This window comes from Marinobacterium sedimentorum, from assembly GCF_024267675.1.
GTDB classification, from domain to species: domain Bacteria; phylum Pseudomonadota; class Gammaproteobacteria; order Pseudomonadales; family Balneatricaceae; genus Marinobacterium_A; species Marinobacterium_A sedimentorum.
The window spans coordinates 64,928-82,475 of sequence record NZ_JALDYX010000001.1 but is presented as its reverse complement, the minus strand read 5'-3'; the positions used below and the strand labels follow the sequence as shown (position 1 = coordinate 82,475).

At 60.3% G+C, this 17,548-nt stretch carries 18 protein-coding genes; 11 read left to right on the top strand and 7 right to left on the bottom strand.

Going from position 1 to position 17,548, the window contains the following annotated elements; genetic code table 11:
• Positions 1 to 10: 10 nt before the first annotated feature.
• From MRS74_RS00405 to lipA, 5 genes are all read left to right on the top strand, one after another.
• Positions 11 to 1,231: a D-alanyl-D-alanine carboxypeptidase family protein gene (locus MRS74_RS00405; RefSeq protein ID WP_254578292.1), complete on the top strand. Its 1,221-nt coding sequence runs from the start codon at positions 11 to 13 to the stop codon at positions 1,229 to 1,231.
• 69 nt (positions 1,232 to 1,300) lie between these two features.
• A complete protein-coding gene (locus tag MRS74_RS00400) occupies positions 1,301 to 2,155 on the top strand; it encodes an aminotransferase class IV (RefSeq protein WP_254578291.1) in 855 nt (284 codons plus the stop codon).
• A gap of 3 nt (positions 2,156 to 2,158) precedes the next feature.
• Positions 2,159 to 2,431, top strand: coding sequence for a YbeD family protein (locus MRS74_RS00395; RefSeq protein ID WP_254578290.1), 273 nt, complete (start codon positions 2,159 to 2,161; stop codon positions 2,429 to 2,431).
• Positions 2,431 to 3,081 carry a lipoyl(octanoyl) transferase LipB gene (lipB, locus tag MRS74_RS00390; protein WP_254578289.1) on the top strand — a complete coding sequence of 217 codons (651 nt, stop codon included), beginning with the start codon at positions 2,431 to 2,433 and terminating at the stop codon, positions 3,079 to 3,081. The genes MRS74_RS00395 and lipB overlap by 1 nt, the downstream gene beginning before the upstream one ends.
• A gap of 7 nt (positions 3,082 to 3,088) precedes the next feature.
• Positions 3,089 to 4,069 carry a lipoyl synthase gene (lipA, locus tag MRS74_RS00385; protein ID WP_254578288.1) on the top strand — a complete coding sequence of 327 codons (981 nt, stop codon included), beginning with the start codon at positions 3,089 to 3,091 and terminating at the stop codon, positions 4,067 to 4,069.
• Positions 4,070 to 4,163: 94 nt separating this feature from the next.
• On the opposite strand, the gene MRS74_RS00380 is transcribed toward lipA, so the two are convergent.
• Complete coding sequence (locus MRS74_RS00380) at positions 4,164 to 4,988, bottom strand: AraC family transcriptional regulator (RefSeq protein WP_254578287.1); 825 nt, start codon at positions 4,986 to 4,988, stop codon at positions 4,164 to 4,166.
• Positions 4,989 to 5,111: 123 nt separating this feature from the next.
• On the opposite strand from MRS74_RS00380, the gene lhpI reads away from it, so the two are divergent.
• The 3 genes from lhpI to MRS74_RS00365 all read left to right on the top strand — a co-directional run bounded on the left by lhpI (position 5,112) and on the right by MRS74_RS00365 (position 7,827).
• Positions 5,112 to 6,068 (top strand): bifunctional Delta(1)-pyrroline-2-carboxylate/Delta(1)-piperideine-2-carboxylate reductase, encoded by a 957-nt coding sequence (gene lhpI, locus MRS74_RS00375; protein ID WP_254578286.1) that lies wholly within the window; start codon positions 5,112 to 5,114, stop codon positions 6,066 to 6,068.
• A gap of 188 nt (positions 6,069 to 6,256) precedes the next feature.
• Positions 6,257 to 6,550 carry a hypothetical protein gene (locus MRS74_RS00370; protein WP_306421932.1) on the top strand — a complete coding sequence of 98 codons (294 nt, stop codon included), beginning with the start codon at positions 6,257 to 6,259 and terminating at the stop codon, positions 6,548 to 6,550.
• A complete protein-coding gene (locus MRS74_RS00365) occupies positions 6,550 to 7,827 on the top strand; it encodes an NAD(P)/FAD-dependent oxidoreductase (RefSeq protein WP_254578285.1) in 1,278 nt (425 codons plus the stop codon). Before MRS74_RS00370 ends, MRS74_RS00365 begins: the two co-directional genes overlap by 1 nt.
• Positions 7,828 to 7,971: 144 nt before the next feature.
• On the opposite strand, the gene MRS74_RS00360 is transcribed toward MRS74_RS00365, so the two are convergent.
• From MRS74_RS00360 to leuS, 6 genes are all read right to left on the bottom strand, one after another.
• Positions 7,972 to 8,823, bottom strand: coding sequence for a transglutaminase family protein (locus MRS74_RS00360; protein WP_254578284.1), 852 nt, complete (start codon positions 8,821 to 8,823; stop codon positions 7,972 to 7,974).
• Between the two features lie 74 nt (positions 8,824 to 8,897).
• Complete coding sequence (locus tag MRS74_RS00355; protein WP_254578283.1) at positions 8,898 to 9,707, bottom strand: transglutaminase-like domain-containing protein; 810 nt, start codon at positions 9,705 to 9,707, stop codon at positions 8,898 to 8,900.
• A 115-nt stretch (positions 9,708 to 9,822) separates the two neighbouring features.
• The gene (locus MRS74_RS00350) at positions 9,823 to 10,260 is read right to left on the bottom strand and encodes a VOC family protein (RefSeq protein WP_254578282.1); all 438 of its coding nucleotides are present in this window, start codon (positions 10,258 to 10,260) and stop codon (positions 9,823 to 9,825) included.
• Between the two features lie 544 nt (positions 10,261 to 10,804).
• Entirely contained in the window at positions 10,805 to 11,833 is a 1,029-nt protein-coding gene (gene holA, locus MRS74_RS00345) for a DNA polymerase III subunit delta (RefSeq protein WP_254578281.1), read from the bottom strand.
• Positions 11,830 to 12,315, bottom strand: a complete 486-nt coding sequence (locus MRS74_RS00340) for an LPS-assembly lipoprotein LptE (RefSeq protein WP_254578280.1) — start codon at positions 12,313 to 12,315, stop codon at positions 11,830 to 11,832. The genes holA and MRS74_RS00340 overlap by 4 nt, the downstream gene beginning before the upstream one ends.
• A 15-nt stretch (positions 12,316 to 12,330) precedes the next feature.
• Positions 12,331 to 14,925, bottom strand: a complete 2,595-nt coding sequence (gene leuS / locus MRS74_RS00335) for a leucine--tRNA ligase (RefSeq protein WP_254578279.1) — start codon at positions 14,923 to 14,925, stop codon at positions 12,331 to 12,333.
• A gap of 377 nt (positions 14,926 to 15,302) precedes the next feature.
• Between leuS and MRS74_RS00330 the strand changes: the two genes are divergently transcribed.
• Genes MRS74_RS00330 through MRS74_RS00320 form a run of 3 tightly spaced genes read left to right on the top strand, consistent with a single transcriptional unit; the run spans position 15,303 to position 17,546 of the window.
• Positions 15,303 to 15,848 (top strand): zinc ribbon-containing protein, encoded by a 546-nt coding sequence (locus MRS74_RS00330; protein WP_254578278.1) that lies wholly within the window; start codon positions 15,303 to 15,305, stop codon positions 15,846 to 15,848.
• Positions 15,849 to 15,897: 49 nt separating this feature from the next.
• A complete protein-coding gene (locus MRS74_RS00325; protein WP_254578277.1) occupies positions 15,898 to 16,869 on the top strand; it encodes an amidoligase family protein in 972 nt (323 codons plus the stop codon).
• The gene (locus MRS74_RS00320) at positions 16,848 to 17,546 is read left to right on the top strand and encodes a gamma-glutamyl-gamma-aminobutyrate hydrolase family protein (protein WP_254578276.1); all 699 of its coding nucleotides are present in this window, start codon (positions 16,848 to 16,850) and stop codon (positions 17,544 to 17,546) included. The genes MRS74_RS00325 and MRS74_RS00320 overlap by 22 nt, the downstream gene beginning before the upstream one ends.
• Positions 17,547 to 17,548 lie beyond the last annotated feature (2 nt).

The following is a 17,548-nucleotide window of genomic DNA, read 5'->3' as shown; positions in this document are numbered from 1 at the left end:
AACGAGAATCATGGCTCAACGACCGATATACACTCGACTATGCGGCTTTTTCCTCTGCTCACTGCTTCTGACAGGCCCCGTACAGGCTGAAACGCCGACCCTGAACGCGACTCCGACGCTCAACGCGACCCCGACACTGTCTCCGGCCGAGCTGATACCGGCCTCGCCCCAGATCGCGGCTACCTCCTACCTGGTGATGGATGCCGAAACCGGTGAGATTCTGCTCTCGGACAAGGAAGACGAGCAGTTTGCACCCGCCAGCCTGACCAAGATGATGACTGCCTATATAGTCGAGTACGAACTGGCCAAGGGCAACATCTCCAAGGATGATATGGTGCTGATCAGCGAAAAGGCCTGGCGTACCGAAGGTTCGCGCATGTTCGTGCGTGAAGGTACCCAGGTCAAGCTTATCGACCTGCTGCAGGGCATCATTATTCAGTCGGGCAACGATGCCTCTGTTGCCGTGGCGGAGCATATCGCCGGCAGCGAGTCGGCCTTTGCCGACCTGATGAACCAGCATGCCGGCCTGCTGGGCATGAAGAACACTTATTTCCGCAACGCCACCGGATTGCCTGCGGATCAGCATATGTCCACGGCGCGTGATCTGGCTATTCTGGCGCGGGCGATCATTCGCCAGTTTCCGGAAAACTACCCGATTTATTCCGAGAAATACTTCACCTACAACGAAATTCGCCAGCCCAACCGCAATCGCCTGCTGTGGCGAGATGACTCGGTTGACGGCCTGAAAACCGGTCACACCGAAGAAGCCGGCTACTGCCTGGTGGCGTCGGCCAAGCGCGACGACATGCGCCTGATCAGCGTAGTGCTCGGCACCAGCAGTGAAGAGTCGCGCGCGCAGGAAACCCAGAAGCTGATGGCCTATGCGTTCCGCTACTACCGTACCCACAAGCTGTACGATGGTGGCACGCCGCTGAATAGCGCCACTGTCTGGGGGGGGCAGCGTGGCGAAGTGCGTCTGGGACTGGCCGAATCCCTGGCGGTTACTGTACCCCGTGGCCAGACCGATCAGCTGGAAGCCTCGCTGGATGTGGATCGCGTGATTGAGGCGCCGGTCGTGCAGGGGCAGGAATATGGCCGTTTACGGGTGACGCTCAACGGTGAAACCGTGCGCGAGGTGCCGCTGGTTGCGCTGGAGGATGTCGCCGAGGGTGGCCTGCTCAAGCGCATCTGGCACAGCATCCTGCTGTTCTTCCTCAGTTTGATTGGCTAAACCTTTAAAGTAAGTACCCACTGATCCTTCCGCCTGCACAGTGCCGACGGATTGAGGAGCCGGACGCCGATGAATATCGTATATCTCAAGGGTCAGTTCATGGCCTCTGAAGAGGCGACAGTGTCGCCTTTCGATCGCGGATTTCTGTTCGGCGACAGTGTTTATGAGGTGGTGCCCTATTTTCGCGGCATCGGCTTCAGGCTGCAGGAGCATATAGCCCGGCTGGAACACAGCCTGCGGGCGGTGCGCATTCAGGCCGATATCGACTGGGCCGTGCTGATGGACGAGCTGGTACAGCGCAATGGCGGCGGCACCATGTCGGTATATCTGCAGGTGACCCGTGGTGACTGCGGCAGCCGCAGCCACAGCTATGATGCCAGGCTTAAACCCACGGTCTTTGCCTGCTGTGCGCCGGTGCGCAATTTCGCCGCGGTGGCGGCAGCGGATGTGGTTGGTCTTAGCGCCATTGTCACAGCGGACCTGCGCTGGCATCGCTGTGATATCAAGTCCACCGGTTTACTGCCCAATATTCTGGTGCTGCAGCAGGCGAGGGATCAGGGTGCGGATGAGGCACTGCTGCTGCGCGATGGTGTACTGACCGAAGGCACCTCCTGCAATCTCTTTGTGGTGCGCCAGGGCGTGATCTATACGCCCAAGCGCAGCTCCGATATTCTGGGCGGAATTACCCGGGAGCTGGTACTGGGCCTGGCCGATGCCAACGGCATGCAGTATCAGGAAGTGGATATCGATTACGATAGCCTGATGAATGCCGACGAAGTCTGGATTTCCAGTTCGACCCGCGGCGTGGTGCCGGTGACAAGGGTGGATGATATCCCCATCGGCAGCGGTAACAAGGGGCCCGTCTGGGCTCGAATGTTTGAATTGTTGGCCCGTTACCAGCAGCAGCTGATGACGGGGGAGTGAGTAATGAGCGAACAGCAACCCCCAAAAATTGAGTTTCCCTGCCCCGATTATCCGATCAAGGTGATTGGTGTTAACAGCACCGACTTTCGGGATTACGTCATCGAAACCGTGCTCAAGTACGCACCGGATCTCGATGTTGCCAGCGTCACGGTGCAGGACAGCAACAAGGGCACTTTCCAGTCAGTGCGCTTTTGCATTACCGCCACAGGTGCCGAGCAGCTGGAGCAGATGCACCAGGACCTGAAGTCCTCCGGTCGCGTCAAAATGGTCATTTGATGGCCGTTGCCGATACGCTGATTCTGCGCAGTCTGGGACAGGTGCCCTATGACATTAGCTGGCAGCAGATGCAGGACTTCACCAATAGCCGCGATGACCAGACGCCGGATGAAATCTGGCTGCTGGAACATGCTCCGGTGTTTACCCAGGGGCAGGCCGGCAAGGCCGAGCATGTGCTCAATGCCGGAGACATTCCGGTGGTGCAGGCCGATCGTGGTGGTCAGGTGACCTACCATGGCCCCGGTCAGCTGGTGGTCTACCTGCTGCTGAACCTGCGTCGCAAAAGCCTGGGCGTGCGTGATCTGGTGGATCTGATGGAGCAGAGTGTCGTCGAGCTGCTGGGGGAGTATGGAATTGAAGCCTACCCCAAGCCGGATGCCCCCGGCGTCTATGTCGGCGATGCCAAGATTTGCTCGCTGGGCTTGCGGGTGCGCCGTGGCTGCTCCTTCCATGGCCTGGCGCTGAACCTGGACATGAACATGGAGCCCTTCCTGCGCATCAACCCCTGCGGCTATGCCGGCATGGCGATGACCCAGCTCTCGAGCCTGGTATCGGGGCTGGACAGCGCGGCCGCCGTCAGCCGTATGGGTGATATTTTGATCAACAAAATCGGGTATACTACGGTGTCCCGCAGAACCAGATTGGATTAGCGATTGTATGGCAAGTTCTGATAACAAAACCGCTGGCGCGCGCGTCGAGCAGGGTGTCAAACTTCGCGGCGCCGAAAAGGTCGCCCGTATCCCGGTGAAGGTTATCCCCACCGAGAAAGATGAAATGCCACGCAAGCCCGCCTGGCTTCGAGTGCGCATGGGCTCCTCTGCCGAGGTACAGCGCATCAAGTCCAAGCTGCGTGAGCACAAACTGTCTTCCGTCTGTGAAGAAGCCAGCTGCCCGAATATCGGCGAGTGCTTCACCAACGGTACCGCCACCTTCATGATCATGGGTGATATCTGCACCCGTCGCTGCCCGTTCTGCGATGTGGCCCACGGTCGCCCCAATGCGCTGAACGCCGATGAGCCCCGCGAGCTGGCCACCGCCATTGCGGACCTGGGTCTGCGCTATGTGGTTATCACCTCGGTTGACCGCGACGACCTGCGTGATGGCGGTGCCCAGCATATCGCCGACTGCGTACGCGAAACCCGCGAGCGCCAACCGTCCATCGAAATTGAAACCCTGGTGCCGGATTTCCGCGGCCGCATGGATGTTGCGCTGGAGATTCTCAGTGCCACACCGCCGGATGTTTTCAACCACAACATGGAAACCGTGCCGCGCCTGTACAAGCAGGTACGCCCCGGCGCCGACTACGAATGGTCACTGGATCTGCTCGAAGGCTTCAAGCAGCGTCAGCCCGGTATCCGCACCAAGTCTGGCCTGATGGTGGGCGTGGGCGAAACCAATGAAGAGATCGTCGCGGTCATGCGTGACCTGCGGGCACACAATGTCGACATGATCACCATTGGTCAGTATCTGCAGCCAAGCCGCAGCCACCTGCCGGTCGACCGTTTCGTAACGCCGGACGAGTTCGACGACTTTGCACGTCAGGCCAAGGAAATGGGCTTCTCCCATGTGGCTTCAGGTCCGCTGGTGCGTTCGTCCTACCATGCCGATCTGCAGGCCAAGGGTGAGAAGGTCGGTTAAGTCTGAACGACCCCCTGCGGGTAGCATAACTAGCTGAATGTTAATAGCTAAATGTAAAAAAGGAGCCCGTGGGCTCCTTTTTGCTGGCTGCGGTTTATTGCGTCCTAGCCCTGTGTGCTTGGCGCGGAGCCTGCATGGAACGCCGGGCGGCGCCCGGTGTTTCACTGAAGTGGTTCTTGAAAGCCCGGGAAAAGCTGGATGCATCGGCAAAGCCGACTTCCTGCGCCAGGGCCGCGAGCGGCATGCGGCTGTTGAGTAGCAGGTACTGCGCCTGTTGCAGGCGGCGGTGCATCAGGTAGTGCTGAGGCGTCACGCCGAGCTGACGCTGGCACAGGGCGTAAAAATGACTTTCGCTGAGGTTCATGGCGCTCGCCAGCTGCGCATTGCTAGGTGGCTCGGCGAGGCGGCGGTCGATGAAACGGTTCAGTTCAGTGATATCCAGGCGTGCCCGGGCCGCTAGCCGGATACTGTCGGATGAATAGAGCTGACAGAGCTGTGTCATGAACAGGGATACCAGCTGGCAACTGATCAGGGCTTTGCCCGGTTGCTGAGCCTGTTGCAGCTGGGTGGCGGCAAAATCCAGTAGCGGCAGTGTCACCGCATCCAGCGTAATGATCTCCGGCCGCTGGAACAGGGTGTCGCTGAACTGCAGAGCGCAGGCGCTTTCCAGCGATCTTATATAGGGATCGACGAACGAAACGTCGATCACCAGCAGTTCGCTATCGTCGCTCAGCCCCGCGTACAGGTGACCGGCACCGGCCGGCACCAGCGCGGCGCGGCCGCTGACCAGGCACCCGGCGGTGTCGTCGAAGCGGCAGTCCATGCGCCCGCGCCAGCCTATCAGCACCTGGGCATGGTCATGGTTGTGCTCGCCGCTTTGTCGCGCGATCAGATTGCGCCGCGCCTGGCTGTTCTTCATTGACGAATCCGCGCTGGATGGGGAGTTTCGTAGTCTGGGTATGGAATGCCAGAGTCTGGGTCAATGGCAATGATGCCGGTTTCGTTACCATGGTAAGACAGATTACCAACGGGAGAAGCCGATATGCAACTGAACGCCGAGCAGGTCCGTGATGCGCTGCCCTGGAACCTCATGATCGAGTCGCTGCGCGATATCTTTTCCCGCGACGACGTCTGTTCTCCGGTGCGTCATCACCATGGTGTCGAAGTTCCCGGCGAGCCGCAAGCGACCTTGCTGCTGATGCCGGCCTGGATCCCGGGGGAATATCTGGGGGTCAAGCAGGTCAACGTCTTTCCCGGCAACAGTGCCCGCCATATGCCGGGCCTGAGCAGCCATTACCTGCTCAGCTGCGGCAAGACCGGCAATGCGCTGGCACAGCTCGAGGGTAACGAGCTGACGGCCCGCCGCACCGCGGCGGCGTCCGCGCTGGCATCCCGTTTTCTGTCCCGCGAAGACAGCCGCGAGCTGCTGATGGTCGGTGCCGGCCGCATGGGACGACGGCTGATCCCGGCCCACATGAGCGTGCGGCCGATCCGCCGGGTCCGCGTCTGGGATCGCAATGAGGCGGCGTCCTCGGCGCTGGTGGCCGAATTGCGCAGCGACGGTATCGACGCCCATGTGTGTCGCGCCGACGGGTTGCAACAGGCCGCCGGCGAGGCCGATATCATCAGTTGCGCCACCCTTGCCACCGAACCCCTGGTGCTGGGGGACTGGCTCAGGCCTGGCGCCCACCTCGATCTGGTTGGCAGCTTCACGCCGACCATGCGCGAAACCGACAACAGTGCCATGCAGCGTTGCGAGGTATTCGTCGATGTCCGGGCCGGTGCGCTCAGCGAGACCGGCGATCTGATCATACCCATCCGCGAAGGCGCGATCACCCCCGACAGCATCGTCGCCGAGTTTGCGGATCTGTGCTCTGGCCGGCACGGTGGCCGCGCTGCGCTGTCTGATTCCGAAAACGCGATCACCCTGTTCAAATCCGTCGGGGATTCGCGAGAAGACCTCGCGGCCGCCATTCTGGCGTACCGCACTCAGAGCTGAATGCCTCTTGGGTCCTTCCTGTATGAAGGGCCCTTTTTTATTTCCTGAAGTTTGCTCCTGCGGCTTGAGGAATCCCTCCGTTCGTGGAGGTTATCCTGCGAGCACAGTCTGTGCGGCAGCAGGGTTTATTAAAACAACAATGGCATAGCGGTGAGCAGCGAGATCACTCATCGTGAGGAGTTCCGGACATGCAACAACAAGCCGCGCACATCGAAATGCCCAACCTCTGGGTCGCGCTGATACCCTGGAATGCCGGTGGTGCCTTTGTCATAGGCGCGCTGGGGCTGACGGTGGTATCCGGCGATTACAGCAATATGCTCTATGCGCCGCTGGCCTTTGCCTGCTGGCTGTCGCCGGCCATCGGGATTATCTATGCCCAGACCGGTTGGTTCTCCAAACGTGCCGAGTCCGATGATGCCGATCCGCAAAACCGCGAACTGGCGACCACCGTACTCGCCAGCAACACCGCAGGAGCTATCTGATGCACGCCCCTGGTTCTGCACCGCGTACCGGCTCCCAACCCACGACCGTTGCCATCATCGGCGCCGGGGTTGTGGGACTCTGTTGTGCGCTGCAAGCTCAGCGCAAGGGGTACAGGGTCACCCTGATCGATCGGGAGGCACCCGGCAAGGGCGCGTCCTTCGGCAATGCCGGATATATCGCCACCGAGCTGATCAACCCGTTGTCCACCGGGAAGACACTGCGTTCGGCATTGTGCCTGTGGCTCAGCCCCCGCGGGCCGCTGGCGCTGCCGCTGCGCTACCTGCATTGGATCCTGCCCTGGCTGGCGCGCTTCGTCATGGCCGCCCGGCCGGCACAAGTCGCGCGCTCGCGGGATGGGCTGGTCGCCCTCAATCGTGCGGCAGTTGCGGCCTGGCAACGCTGCCTCGAGGATATAGGTGCCAGTGCACAGCTGTGCCGATCCGGCTATCTGCTGGTATGGGAATCCTCGAACCGGCTTGACGATGCCCACCGTCATGCCGAGGATCTGCGGCAGTGGAATATCCGCACGGAGCTGGTGCAGGGTGCCCGACTGGTCGAGCTGGAGCCGGCGCTGGCCGGCACTGTCAGCCATGCACTCTATTTTCCCGATGCCTGCCAGGTACGCGAACCTTACAGCCTGTGTCAGGAGCTGTTCAAGGCTCTGCAGACACGGGGCGCAGACTTCGTGCAGCAGGCAGTCGAGAAGCTGATGCCCGACAATGACGGTGTCGGCCTGCAGACCGACACCGGGGTGCTGCACTTCGACCAGGTGCTGGTCTGCGCCGGTGCCTGGAGCAAACCGCTGCTGCAGGGTGTCGGTATTGAGGTACCGCTGGAAGCCGAGCGCGGCTACCACCTGAGCTTCGAGGGTGTGGGTACGGAACTCAACCGGCCGATCGGGTCGGCGGAGCGGCGTTTCGTCATGAGTCCACTGGACTCCGGCCTGCGCGCGGTCGGCTTTACCGAGCTCGGCGGCCTCAAGCTCAAGCCCTTCGCACGCCGTTTCCGGGTGTTGCGTCATCACAGTCAGGCGCTGCTGCCGGCACTGGCGAACCCGGCGCTCAAGACCCGGGAATGGATGGGACACAGACCCACGCTGCCGGATTCGCTGCCGGTGATCGACCGCCACCCGCTGCACCAACGGTTGTGGTTCGCCTTCGGCAACCAGCATCTGGGTCTGACCCAGGCGGCAATCAGCGCAGAGCTGGTGGTCAGCATGATGTCGGGGGAGGCGCCGCCGATTGATCCGCAGCCCTATCGCGTTGATCGCTTCTAAGCGCCAGCACCTGAAATAAGGGGCTTTTCATTGAGTCTGGTGGTCGGGCTGCACATACCTTTGCCGCAGCCATTGGGCTGGCTGCCTCGCGAATGCTTTCCGGCAGCCTGCCAGGCGTTTTAGGGCGCCAGATCACCCGCCGACCTAAACCTTGGTTACCCAGACCCCGACATCCAGGGTGGAGCTGGCGCTGCCGCGGTAAGAGCCTGCAATGGGCGGAACCGCATGGGGCAGGCGTGCTACGGCAACGGCGATATGGTCGGTGCCGGCGATCTTGCCGATGGTCGGGTCAAACCCCTTCCAGCCGGCGCCGGGCAGGTAGACTTCAGCCCAGGCATGGGTGGCGCCGTTGCTGTCTGGCGCCAGTATTGCGTGCAGGTAGCCGCTGACAAAGCGGGCCGCCAGACCCAGGTAGCGGGCGGCTTCCATAAAGAGCACGGCGAAGTCGCGGCAGGAGCCGGTACCGTATTCCAGCGTCTGGCGGGCGCTCTGCACGCCGGGTTCTTCGCGCACGCGATAACTCAGGGTCTGGTAAATATGCTCGGCGATGCGCTGCAGCAGGCTGTAGGTCTGAATTTTCTCGCCCGCTTGCCAGAAATTGCCGATCCAGGCGTGCAGTATGGCGCTGGTGTGCGCGTCGGGCAGCGTATGGTAGGGCGCCAGCATGGGTTCGTCATTCGGCTGGTAGCTGAACGGGTAGCTCAGTGCGTAGTCCGACACCAGGAAATCCAGCGGGGCTTCGTTGTACTGCTGAATAATGACTTCGCTTTTGACGACCAGCTGGCGGCAGGGCTGGGTGAAATTGGCCAGGGCGACTGAATTGTCTTCTACGTCCCGATGCCACAGCAGCGTAGCCGCCGGGCTGATGTCGAGGGAAAACGCCTGGATGCGCAGTTCATGGTCTTCGCGCGGTCGCAGCAGCAGTGTGTGTTCACCCAGCGAAACCTCGTTGGAGAAGTTGTAGTAGGTGTGATGCACGATCTTGTAGCGCTGCATAATATCATTCCGAAGTGGCTGCTGAGCTAGGTTAAGTAGACTTTCTGTTGCTGGCGTCCAGGCGCTGAGCAGGATCAGCCTCCGTGAGCATATCCCTGTTCATCAATCTGCTGCACGTGCACCTGTTGATGCCGGGGGTAGAGTGCCGGACCAAACTGGTTATAGACGGCGACATCGGCGGCGTCCCGGCCATAGCCGATGGCAACGTAGCCGCCGTGCAGCTGGGCCTGGGTGGCATCGAAGGTATACCAGCGATCGGCCACATAGGCTTCGAACCAGGCGTGCAGATCCATGGGTTCCAGATTATGCAGGTAACCCACCACCATGCGCGCAGGGATGCTCAGGCTGCGACAGAGCGCAATTCCCAGATGTGCCAGGTCACGGCATACGCCATATCCGCGGGCATTTACCTCGGTCGCTGAAATCTGGATATCGCTGCTTCCGGGCTCATAGCGAATGGTATCGCGCAACCAGGCCTCGATCGCGGCAACCTGATCGTAGCCCAGTGTATAACCCGCAGTGATACTGTTGGCCATCTGGCTAAAGCGGTCTGATTCACAATAGCGACTCGGCAGCAGGTAGTTGAGTGCGGACTCGGGCAGGTTCTGTATTTCGACGAAATGGGCGCGGGGAGCGCGGTCTATATGGTCCGAGGTCATGACCTCGGCTGCGGTATGAATGCCAAAGGCGCCGGGGGGGGCAATCAGACGCTGGCACAGATTGCCGTAGTTGTCGGTGAATTCGAACACGGGCACGCTGGGGATCAGTTTGTATTGTTCGCTGGCAATCCATTGCTGGGCTCCGCTGCGTGGGCGCAGCATCAGCACAAAGGGGGTTGGCACCGTAATGTCGAAGGTCAGATCACAGCTGGTTCTTAACCACATGGGCCTCTTCCTTTGCAAGAATATAGGTGGGTAGCTATTTAACTGTACAGGTTTTTGCACCTGCTAACGTATTCCTTTGTCGGGCTCAGGCAATGCAACAACAAGATCAGTTGGGTCAGACCTCGCGCAGCCTGTCGAAGTCCTCCGCCCCGGGCCCCAGCGGCTGACCGTAGCTGAACTCCACATAGTTGCCGTTGGGGTCGCGCAGGCCGCAGTAGTAGCCCACAGGGAAGGGTTCGTCCCGCGGTGCCCAGACCAGACAGCCAGCATCGCGCGCCTGCTGTGCGATGCTGTCAACGGCATCACGGCTCGCCAGAGCGAAGCCGAAATGGCGGTAGTCGTTGTCCGGCAGTTGCAGATCCTGGCCGCCATTCATCAGTACGAAGATAAAGTCACGCTCACGACCGGGCTCTGCCATCCAGCTGATGATCTGTGTGTGGCTATGGCGTTCGTGGATCAGCTGCATGCCGCAGAATCGACGGTAGAAGGCTACGCAGGCCGCCAAGTCGGTAACATGCAGGGCGATGTGGGTAATTCGGGCGACGGCAGACATGGGGTACTCCCAAGGTAATTAACGTCTGGGCTTTATAGTTATACACCCTGGGTGTTGATTGGGCCTGTATGTGGGTAACTTTACCGGGTTGGATAACTCTGGGCTCGTGCCGGCCTCTTATCTTATCCCCGAATGCTGTGCATAAGACTGTGAATAAGGTATGGGTACCCATCCATAGCCGCGCAGAGCCGGCGCGTTGCTTGATACGTGTGTTTTTTGAACGGCAAAAAATTTGGATTTTCAGTAACTTGGGCTGTGCATATGTGCAGAAAATCAGGCCGGTTAAAGGCCTGCTGTCAAGCCAAATCGGAAATTTTTCCGATTACGGATTTCCAGTTTATCCACAGAAATTCGGGGTAGATCTGTGTGTAACTTATGGGTAACTGGGTTTAGTGCTGCTGCAGGGGGCGAACGGGAAGTTGGCTGTTTTTTAATCAGTGGATGCTTGCCGCTGCAAAGGCAGGGTTAAGCGTTGGCTTAGGGTACGGAATATGCGTATTGGGCTATGCAGGCAGGTACTCGAATGGATACCGCGGTGCGGATATCAGCCGGTGGCATCCAGTGGCAGGGTGATGCCGGCCAGGTGCAGTAAAATTGAGGTGAGGGTCAGCCAGGGGTCACCGGCGCGGGCGCCCTTGACCAGTCGGTCTACCTCGGCGGCCTGCTGCAACAGGTTTTCCAGTGTCGCAGGCGACAGGCGCTTGGTGGCGCTGCGTACCAGTTGCTTGCGCTTGCCGAACAGACGCTGCTGCTGGCACAGGCTGTCGAAGGCGGTTCCCTGTTGCAGGCCGCGTTGCACAGCATGCAGGGTGCGTATTTCCCGGGCGACGGCCCAGAGCACCACGGCGGCTTCGGTGCCTTCCTGACGCAAGACCTGAATAATACGGGTGACACGCTGGGGCTGAGCGCCCAGGGCCGCATCGGTCAGGCCGAAGATATCGAAGCGCGAGCTGTCCGAGACGGCATCAATAACGTCGTCCGCACTCAGGGTCTTGTTGGGGAACAACAGCTGCAGCTTGCTCATTTCCTGGCGGGCCGCCAGCAGATTGCCTTCCACTCGCTGGCACAGAACTTCCACCGCGCTGTCGTCCAGGCGCATGTCCATCTGTACCGCGCGGCGACGGATCCATTCAGGTAGCTGGGCAGGTTCCACGGGCCAGAGTTCGACGATCACGCCGCTCTTGTCGACAGCCTTGAGCCAGGCGCTTTTCTTGGCACCGGCATCGAGCTTGTCGGCCGTGATCAGCAGCACGTTGTCGGGTGCAGGGTTGACCAGATATTGCTGCAGCATCTCGCTTGCGTTCTTGTTCAGCTTCTGGCTGCCAAGGCGCAGTTCGATGATCTTGCGCTCGGCAAAGAGGGACAGGGCGCTGGCACATTCAAGCAGGTATTCCCACTTGAAGCTGCCATCGACATGCAGGACTTCCCGTTCGGTAAAACCCTGCTCGAGGAATGTCCTGCGCAGCAGATCGCAGCTTTCCTCGGCCAGCAGGGGCTCGTCACCGGTGACCAGATAGACCGGCGCCACAGCCTGCTTCAGGCGGGCGCCGAGCTGTTCCGGCTTCAGCTTCATGGCTGACCGGCGGCGATATACAGACGCAGGATCTGGCGCGAAATATCCTGCTGCATTTCACGGCGCAGCAGGGCTTCCTGGGCGTTTTTGGCGGTAATGGCATCGGCGTCGTAGGTATAGACCCGTTCGGTGCGTACCGCGGTCGGTGCGATCAGGAAGCGTTCGCCCTCGGTGATCTGAAAGCGCACTTCGGTGCGCAATTCATATTCGTCCACCTTGATGCGCTCATCGAGCGAGGCGACACGGCGGCCCTGTTTCTCGTCGAGAATCTCCAGGGTGTAGGGGGCTGCTGCGGCCAGCTCAATGCCGTTGCTGCGCAGTGTACGGCTCAGTTCGAGTCGCAGGGCGCTGCGCCCTGCGGGCATTTTCAGCGCCAGCTGGCGCATCGCCGGCGGGACTTCGGCGCTGCCGCGCAACTGAAAGCCACAGCTGCTTAATAGCAGGGTTGCGATCAGCAGTATCAGCCTCAATTGCACAGTCATTGCCTTCTCCCGTCCTTAGCCTACAACGATATTGACCAGTTTGCCCGGCACTACAATTTTCTTGCGCAGCTGCTTGTCGGCCATGTGCTTGCGCACATTTTCGTCCGCCAGGGCAGTGTGCAGAATTACGTCCTCATCGGCGTCAGCGGCGACATTGATTTTGGCGCGCACCTTGCCGTTGACCTGTACCACCATTTCCAGTGATGCACGCACCAGGGCGCTTTCATCCACCTGGGGCCAGGGCGTATGCAGCAGGTCGTTGCTGCCGGTCAGCTGTTGCCAGAGATGATGCGTGATGTGCGGCACTATGGGTGACAGCAGCTGGGTGGCCGCCAGCACGGCTTCCCGGGTGACGGCACGACCCTGTTCGCTCACATCGACAAAACGCCCGATGCTGTTGGACAGTTCCATCACGGCGGCAATGGCGGTGTTGAACGTCTGGCGGCGCTCGATATCGTCGCTTACCTTGGCGATGGTCTCGTGCACCTTGCGACGCAGATCGCGCTGCTCGTTGCTGAGACTGGCGGTATCCAGCGCGGCCACGTCCTGACCCTGCTGCAGGTGATCGTGTACCTGTTTCCACAATCGCTTGAGGAAGCGGTGCGCACCTTCGACACCGGAGTCGGACCATTCCAGCGACTGCTCGGGCGGGGCGGCGAACATCATGAACAGGCGTACGGTATCGGCGCCGTATTTGTTGATCATGACCTGCGGATCTATGCCGTTGTTCTTGGACTTGGACATCTTCGAGACGCCAGCCTGTTCCACCGGCAAACCGTCGGACTTCAGGCGAGCGCTGATGATGCGGCCCTTGTCGTCCGTTTCGGTATCAACATCGGTAGGCGCGATCCAGATCTTGCCGCCCTTTTCGTCTTCGCGGTAGTAGGTATCGGCCAGCACCATGCCCTGGCACAGCAGGCGGGTGAAGGGCTCGTCGGATTGCACCAGGCCTTCATCGCGCATCAGCTTGTGGAAGAAACGCGAATACAGCAGGTGCAGGATGGCGTGTTCGATGCCGCCGATGTACTGATCCACCGGCAGCCAGTAGTTGGCCTGCTCGGGATCCAGCATGCTGTCGCCACTGCGGGCACAGGCATAGCGGGCGTAGTACCAGCTCGATTCCATGAAGGTATCGAAGGTATCGGTTTCACGCTCGGCGGCACCGCCGCAGCCGGGGCAGCTGGTCTGGATGAAGCTGTCCATCTTCTTGATCGGCGAACCGACGCCGTCGAATTCGACATCTTCCGGCAGCACTACCGGCAGCTGATCTTCCGGCACCGGCAGCGGGCCGCAGGACGGGCAGTTGATGACCGGAATCGGCGTGCCCCAGTAGCGCTGACGGGAGACACCCCAGTCGCGCAGGCGATAATTGATGGTCGTGCGGCCCTTGCCCTTGCGTTCGAGTTCCTTGGCGATGGCCTTGAAGGCGAGTTCGAATTCGAGTTCAGAGAAGTCGCCGGAATTGATCAGCACGCCCTTGTCGGTAAAGGCTTCGCGCTCGATATCGATCGGGGTCGCCGGATCCAGCGGTTTGATGACCTGGCGCAGCGGCAGACCGTACTTGTGGGCAAACTCCCAGTCGCGCTGGTCGTGGGCCGGTACCGCCATCACAGCACCCGAGCCGTAGTCCATCAGTACGAAGTTGGCGGTCCAGACCGGTACCTTTTCGCCGGTCAGCGGGTGGGTCGCTTCCAGACCCAGCGCCATGCCCTTTTTCTCCATGGTGGCCAGATCAGCCTCGGCCACCTTGGTGTGCCTGCAGTCTTCCAGGAAGGCAGCCAGCTCGGGGTTATTCTCGGCGGCTTGCCGCGCCAGCGGATGCTGCGGCGCCACGGCCACGTAGGTGACACCCATCAGGGTATCCGGGCGGGTGGTGAAGACTTCCAGTTCACCGTTGCCTGTGACCTGAAACTTCAACTCCACGCCCTGGGAACGACCGATCCAGTTGCGCTGCTGCGTACGAACCTGTTCCGGCCAGTGCTCCAGCTTGTCGAGATCGTCCAGCAGCTGATCGGCGTAGTCGGTAATTTTCAGGAACCACTGCGGGATCTTCTTGCGCTCAACCAGAGCGCCGGAGCGCCAGCCGCGACCGTCTATAACCTGCTCGTTGGCCAGTACCGTCTGATCCACCGGATCCCAGTTAACCTCGGATTCCTTTTTGTAGACCATGCCCTTGGCCATCAGCCGGGTGAAGAACCATTGCTCCCAGCGATAGTATTCCGGGTGGCAGGTGGCGATTTCACGGCTCCAGTCGTAACCAAATCCCATTTGCTGCAGCTGGTTGCGCATGTAGCTGATGTTTTCGTAGGTCCACTTGCCCGGCGCGACATTGTTCTTGATCGCGGCATTTTCAGCCGGCAGACCGAAGGCGTCCCAGCCCATGGGCTGGAGGACATTCTTGCCCTGCATGCGCTGGTAGCGCGAGACTACATCACCAATGGTGTAATTGCGTACGTGCCCCATGTGCAGACGGCCGCTGGGGTACGGAAACATCGACAGGCAGTAGAATTTTTCTTTGGTGAGGTCTTCATCGCTGCGAAAGCTATCGTGCTCATCCCAGTAGGCCTGGGTCTGGGACTCGATGTCCCCGGGCTGGTATTGTTCGTTCATGGATTTAGGAATCGACATTCTCTGACAATAAAACCGGCATCTGGAAATGCCGGCTATTGGTTCAATGGAAAGTTCGTGACATGCGGCATAGCATACAATAGAAGCCACTCCATCAACAGTGGAATGCGCCCGGTCTAGGAGACTGTCGGACTTAACACTGATCTACTGCGGAAAAACCGATTTTGGACATTTTTCGCGCTACTCTTTGTTAAATAGAACCACTATTTGCCTCAAAATAGCTCCAAAACTGCCTCATTCAATCGTAGGGAACGATTGAATGTGTAAGCCCCGAAGGGGTGAAGCACATGGATATGTTGAACAAAACGGACTTTCCCTCGCTACGACCGGCTAAGCCCGAAAGCCTCCCAGGAGACGATATGACTGATGATCCCCGCAAGCAGGAACAGCAGCACGACAAGGCCACCACGGCCTATGATCGTATTCTCAAACGGTTATTGGCCGATCTTGAGAACGCCGAGATTCGTTCCTGGGATTATTTGCAGGAACGCATAGAAGAAGCGGCCAAGCTGGAACTGGTCGCCGAAGAAATGACCCGCGACGAGATGGATCTGCTCACGGCCTATCTCAAACGTGACCTCAAGCGCCTGGGCTACTATGCCCATGAAACCGGTGCAGGTATCGCGGCCTGGCTGCATTTCGATCTGAATATTCTGGAGCATCGTCTGGGTCAGCTGCTGATGGGCCTGGCGGATAGGACGCGCATCGATCAGGAAGCGCTGCGTGAACGCCTGTCCCATGGCGAGGACGACTACCTCAGCGGCGAAATCGCCACCGTGGGCACCCTGGCCTGCCTGAACTGTGGTGCTACTAAGGAACTGACGGAAACCTCCCGCATCGATGACTGCCAGACCTGCGGCAAGGGCTTTTTCCGGCGTATATCCAAACCCTGGTCCGGGGCCTGAGGGCTGTGTTTAAGTATGTTCTGCCATGCACAAGCGCAGGGGTGCTCTTATGACGCCTGCACATAATTTAACCTGCGAGGGCGATGAGCGGCGCGTCGGCGTCGAGATCGAGCTGGCCGGTATCGAGCTGGATGATATCGCCCGCTGTATCCAGGCCACCTTCGGTGGGCGGGTAGAGCGGGTTTCGGTGTGCGAGCAGCGTGTGGCGGGCACCGAATTTGGCCGCTTCAGTCTGGAACTGGACCTGCGCTATCTCAAGCAGCTTGGCCGCGAACAGAGCCACGGTCATAGCAGCGAGCTGGAGAACCTGGCCACTGAGGCGTTGGCGGCGGTGGCCAGCAATCTGGTGCCCTTTGAAATCGTCTGTCCGCCCATTCCCTTTTCCCGCCTGAGTGTGCTCGAAACCCTGGTGCAAGCATTACGCGAGGCCGGCGCCCTGGGCACCCACGGTGCCGCCCGCTATGCCTTTGGGGTGCACTTTAATCCGGAGCTGCCTGCGCTGGACAGTCATACCCTGGTGCGTTATCTCAAGGCCTATCTGTGCCTGCATGACTGGCTGGGCGCGCGGGAGCAGACGGCACTGGTGCGACGCCTGAGTCCCTTTATCCAGCCCTATACGCGGGAGTACTGCGAGCAGGTACTGCAAAGCGACTACTGGCCGGATCAGGACGGCCTGATCCGCGATTATCTGGCCCTGAATCCGACCCGAAACCGGGCGCTCGACATGCTGCCGCTGCTTGCCTGGCTTGATCCTGCCGCGGTGCAAGCTGCCGTGCCGGATGAAAAGGTCAACGCAAGGCCCACGCTGCATTACCGCCTGCCCAATTCCGATATAGACAACCCCCGGTGGCGCCTGCTTGATGCCTGGCAGGACTGGCAGCAGGTGGAAGCGCTGGTGCAGTCGCCGGCGCGGCTGGACGCATTGTGTCGGGATTATCTGATCCACCTGCAGCGCACGCTGCCGGACTGGATAGCACCCTGGTCTGAAAAGGTGGAGCTGTGGCTGGCCGACCCCTCATAGGAGTTACGGGCCCCGATGGCGGGCTTGCCTTCGCCTGGTGGGCCAGCTGTCTGGCGATCTGGCTGGCCGGTGGGCGGGCACTGCGCCTGACGCCCTGCCGTTATCAGCAGCACAGTCACGACCGCCTGCGGGGCCTGATTATCGGCGGCGGGGATGACATAGACCCGACCCTGTACGGCGGTCATGATGATGGCCGGGCGCCGATCGACCCTGTACGTGACCGCTTTGAAATCGAAATGATCGAACATGCTCTGCAGACTCGGCTGCCGCTGCTGGGAATCTGCCGTGGCGCCCAGCTGATCAACGTGGTGCTGGGAGGCTCCCTGCACGGCGATATTCGAGGCCTGCGCCGCCAGACCTCCAATTTTCGCACCCCCCTGCCGCGCAAGACGGCGCTGAGTGCGCACCAGGGCCTGCTGTGCCGGGTGCTGGGGCGCGAGCGCTGGCCTATCAACAGTCTGCATCACCAGGCTATCGATCGGCTGGGAGAGGGACTGGTGGTCGCCGCACGGGATCTGGACAACTTTGTGCAGGCGGTGGAGTGCGAGCAGGGCCGGCTGATTCTGGGGGTACAGTGGCATCCGGAGTATCTGTTCTACCTGGGGGTGCAGCGTCGGCTGTTTCGCTATCTGATAGACTGTGCGCGACTGAGCAAGCCGGAATCCCTCGACGACTGACC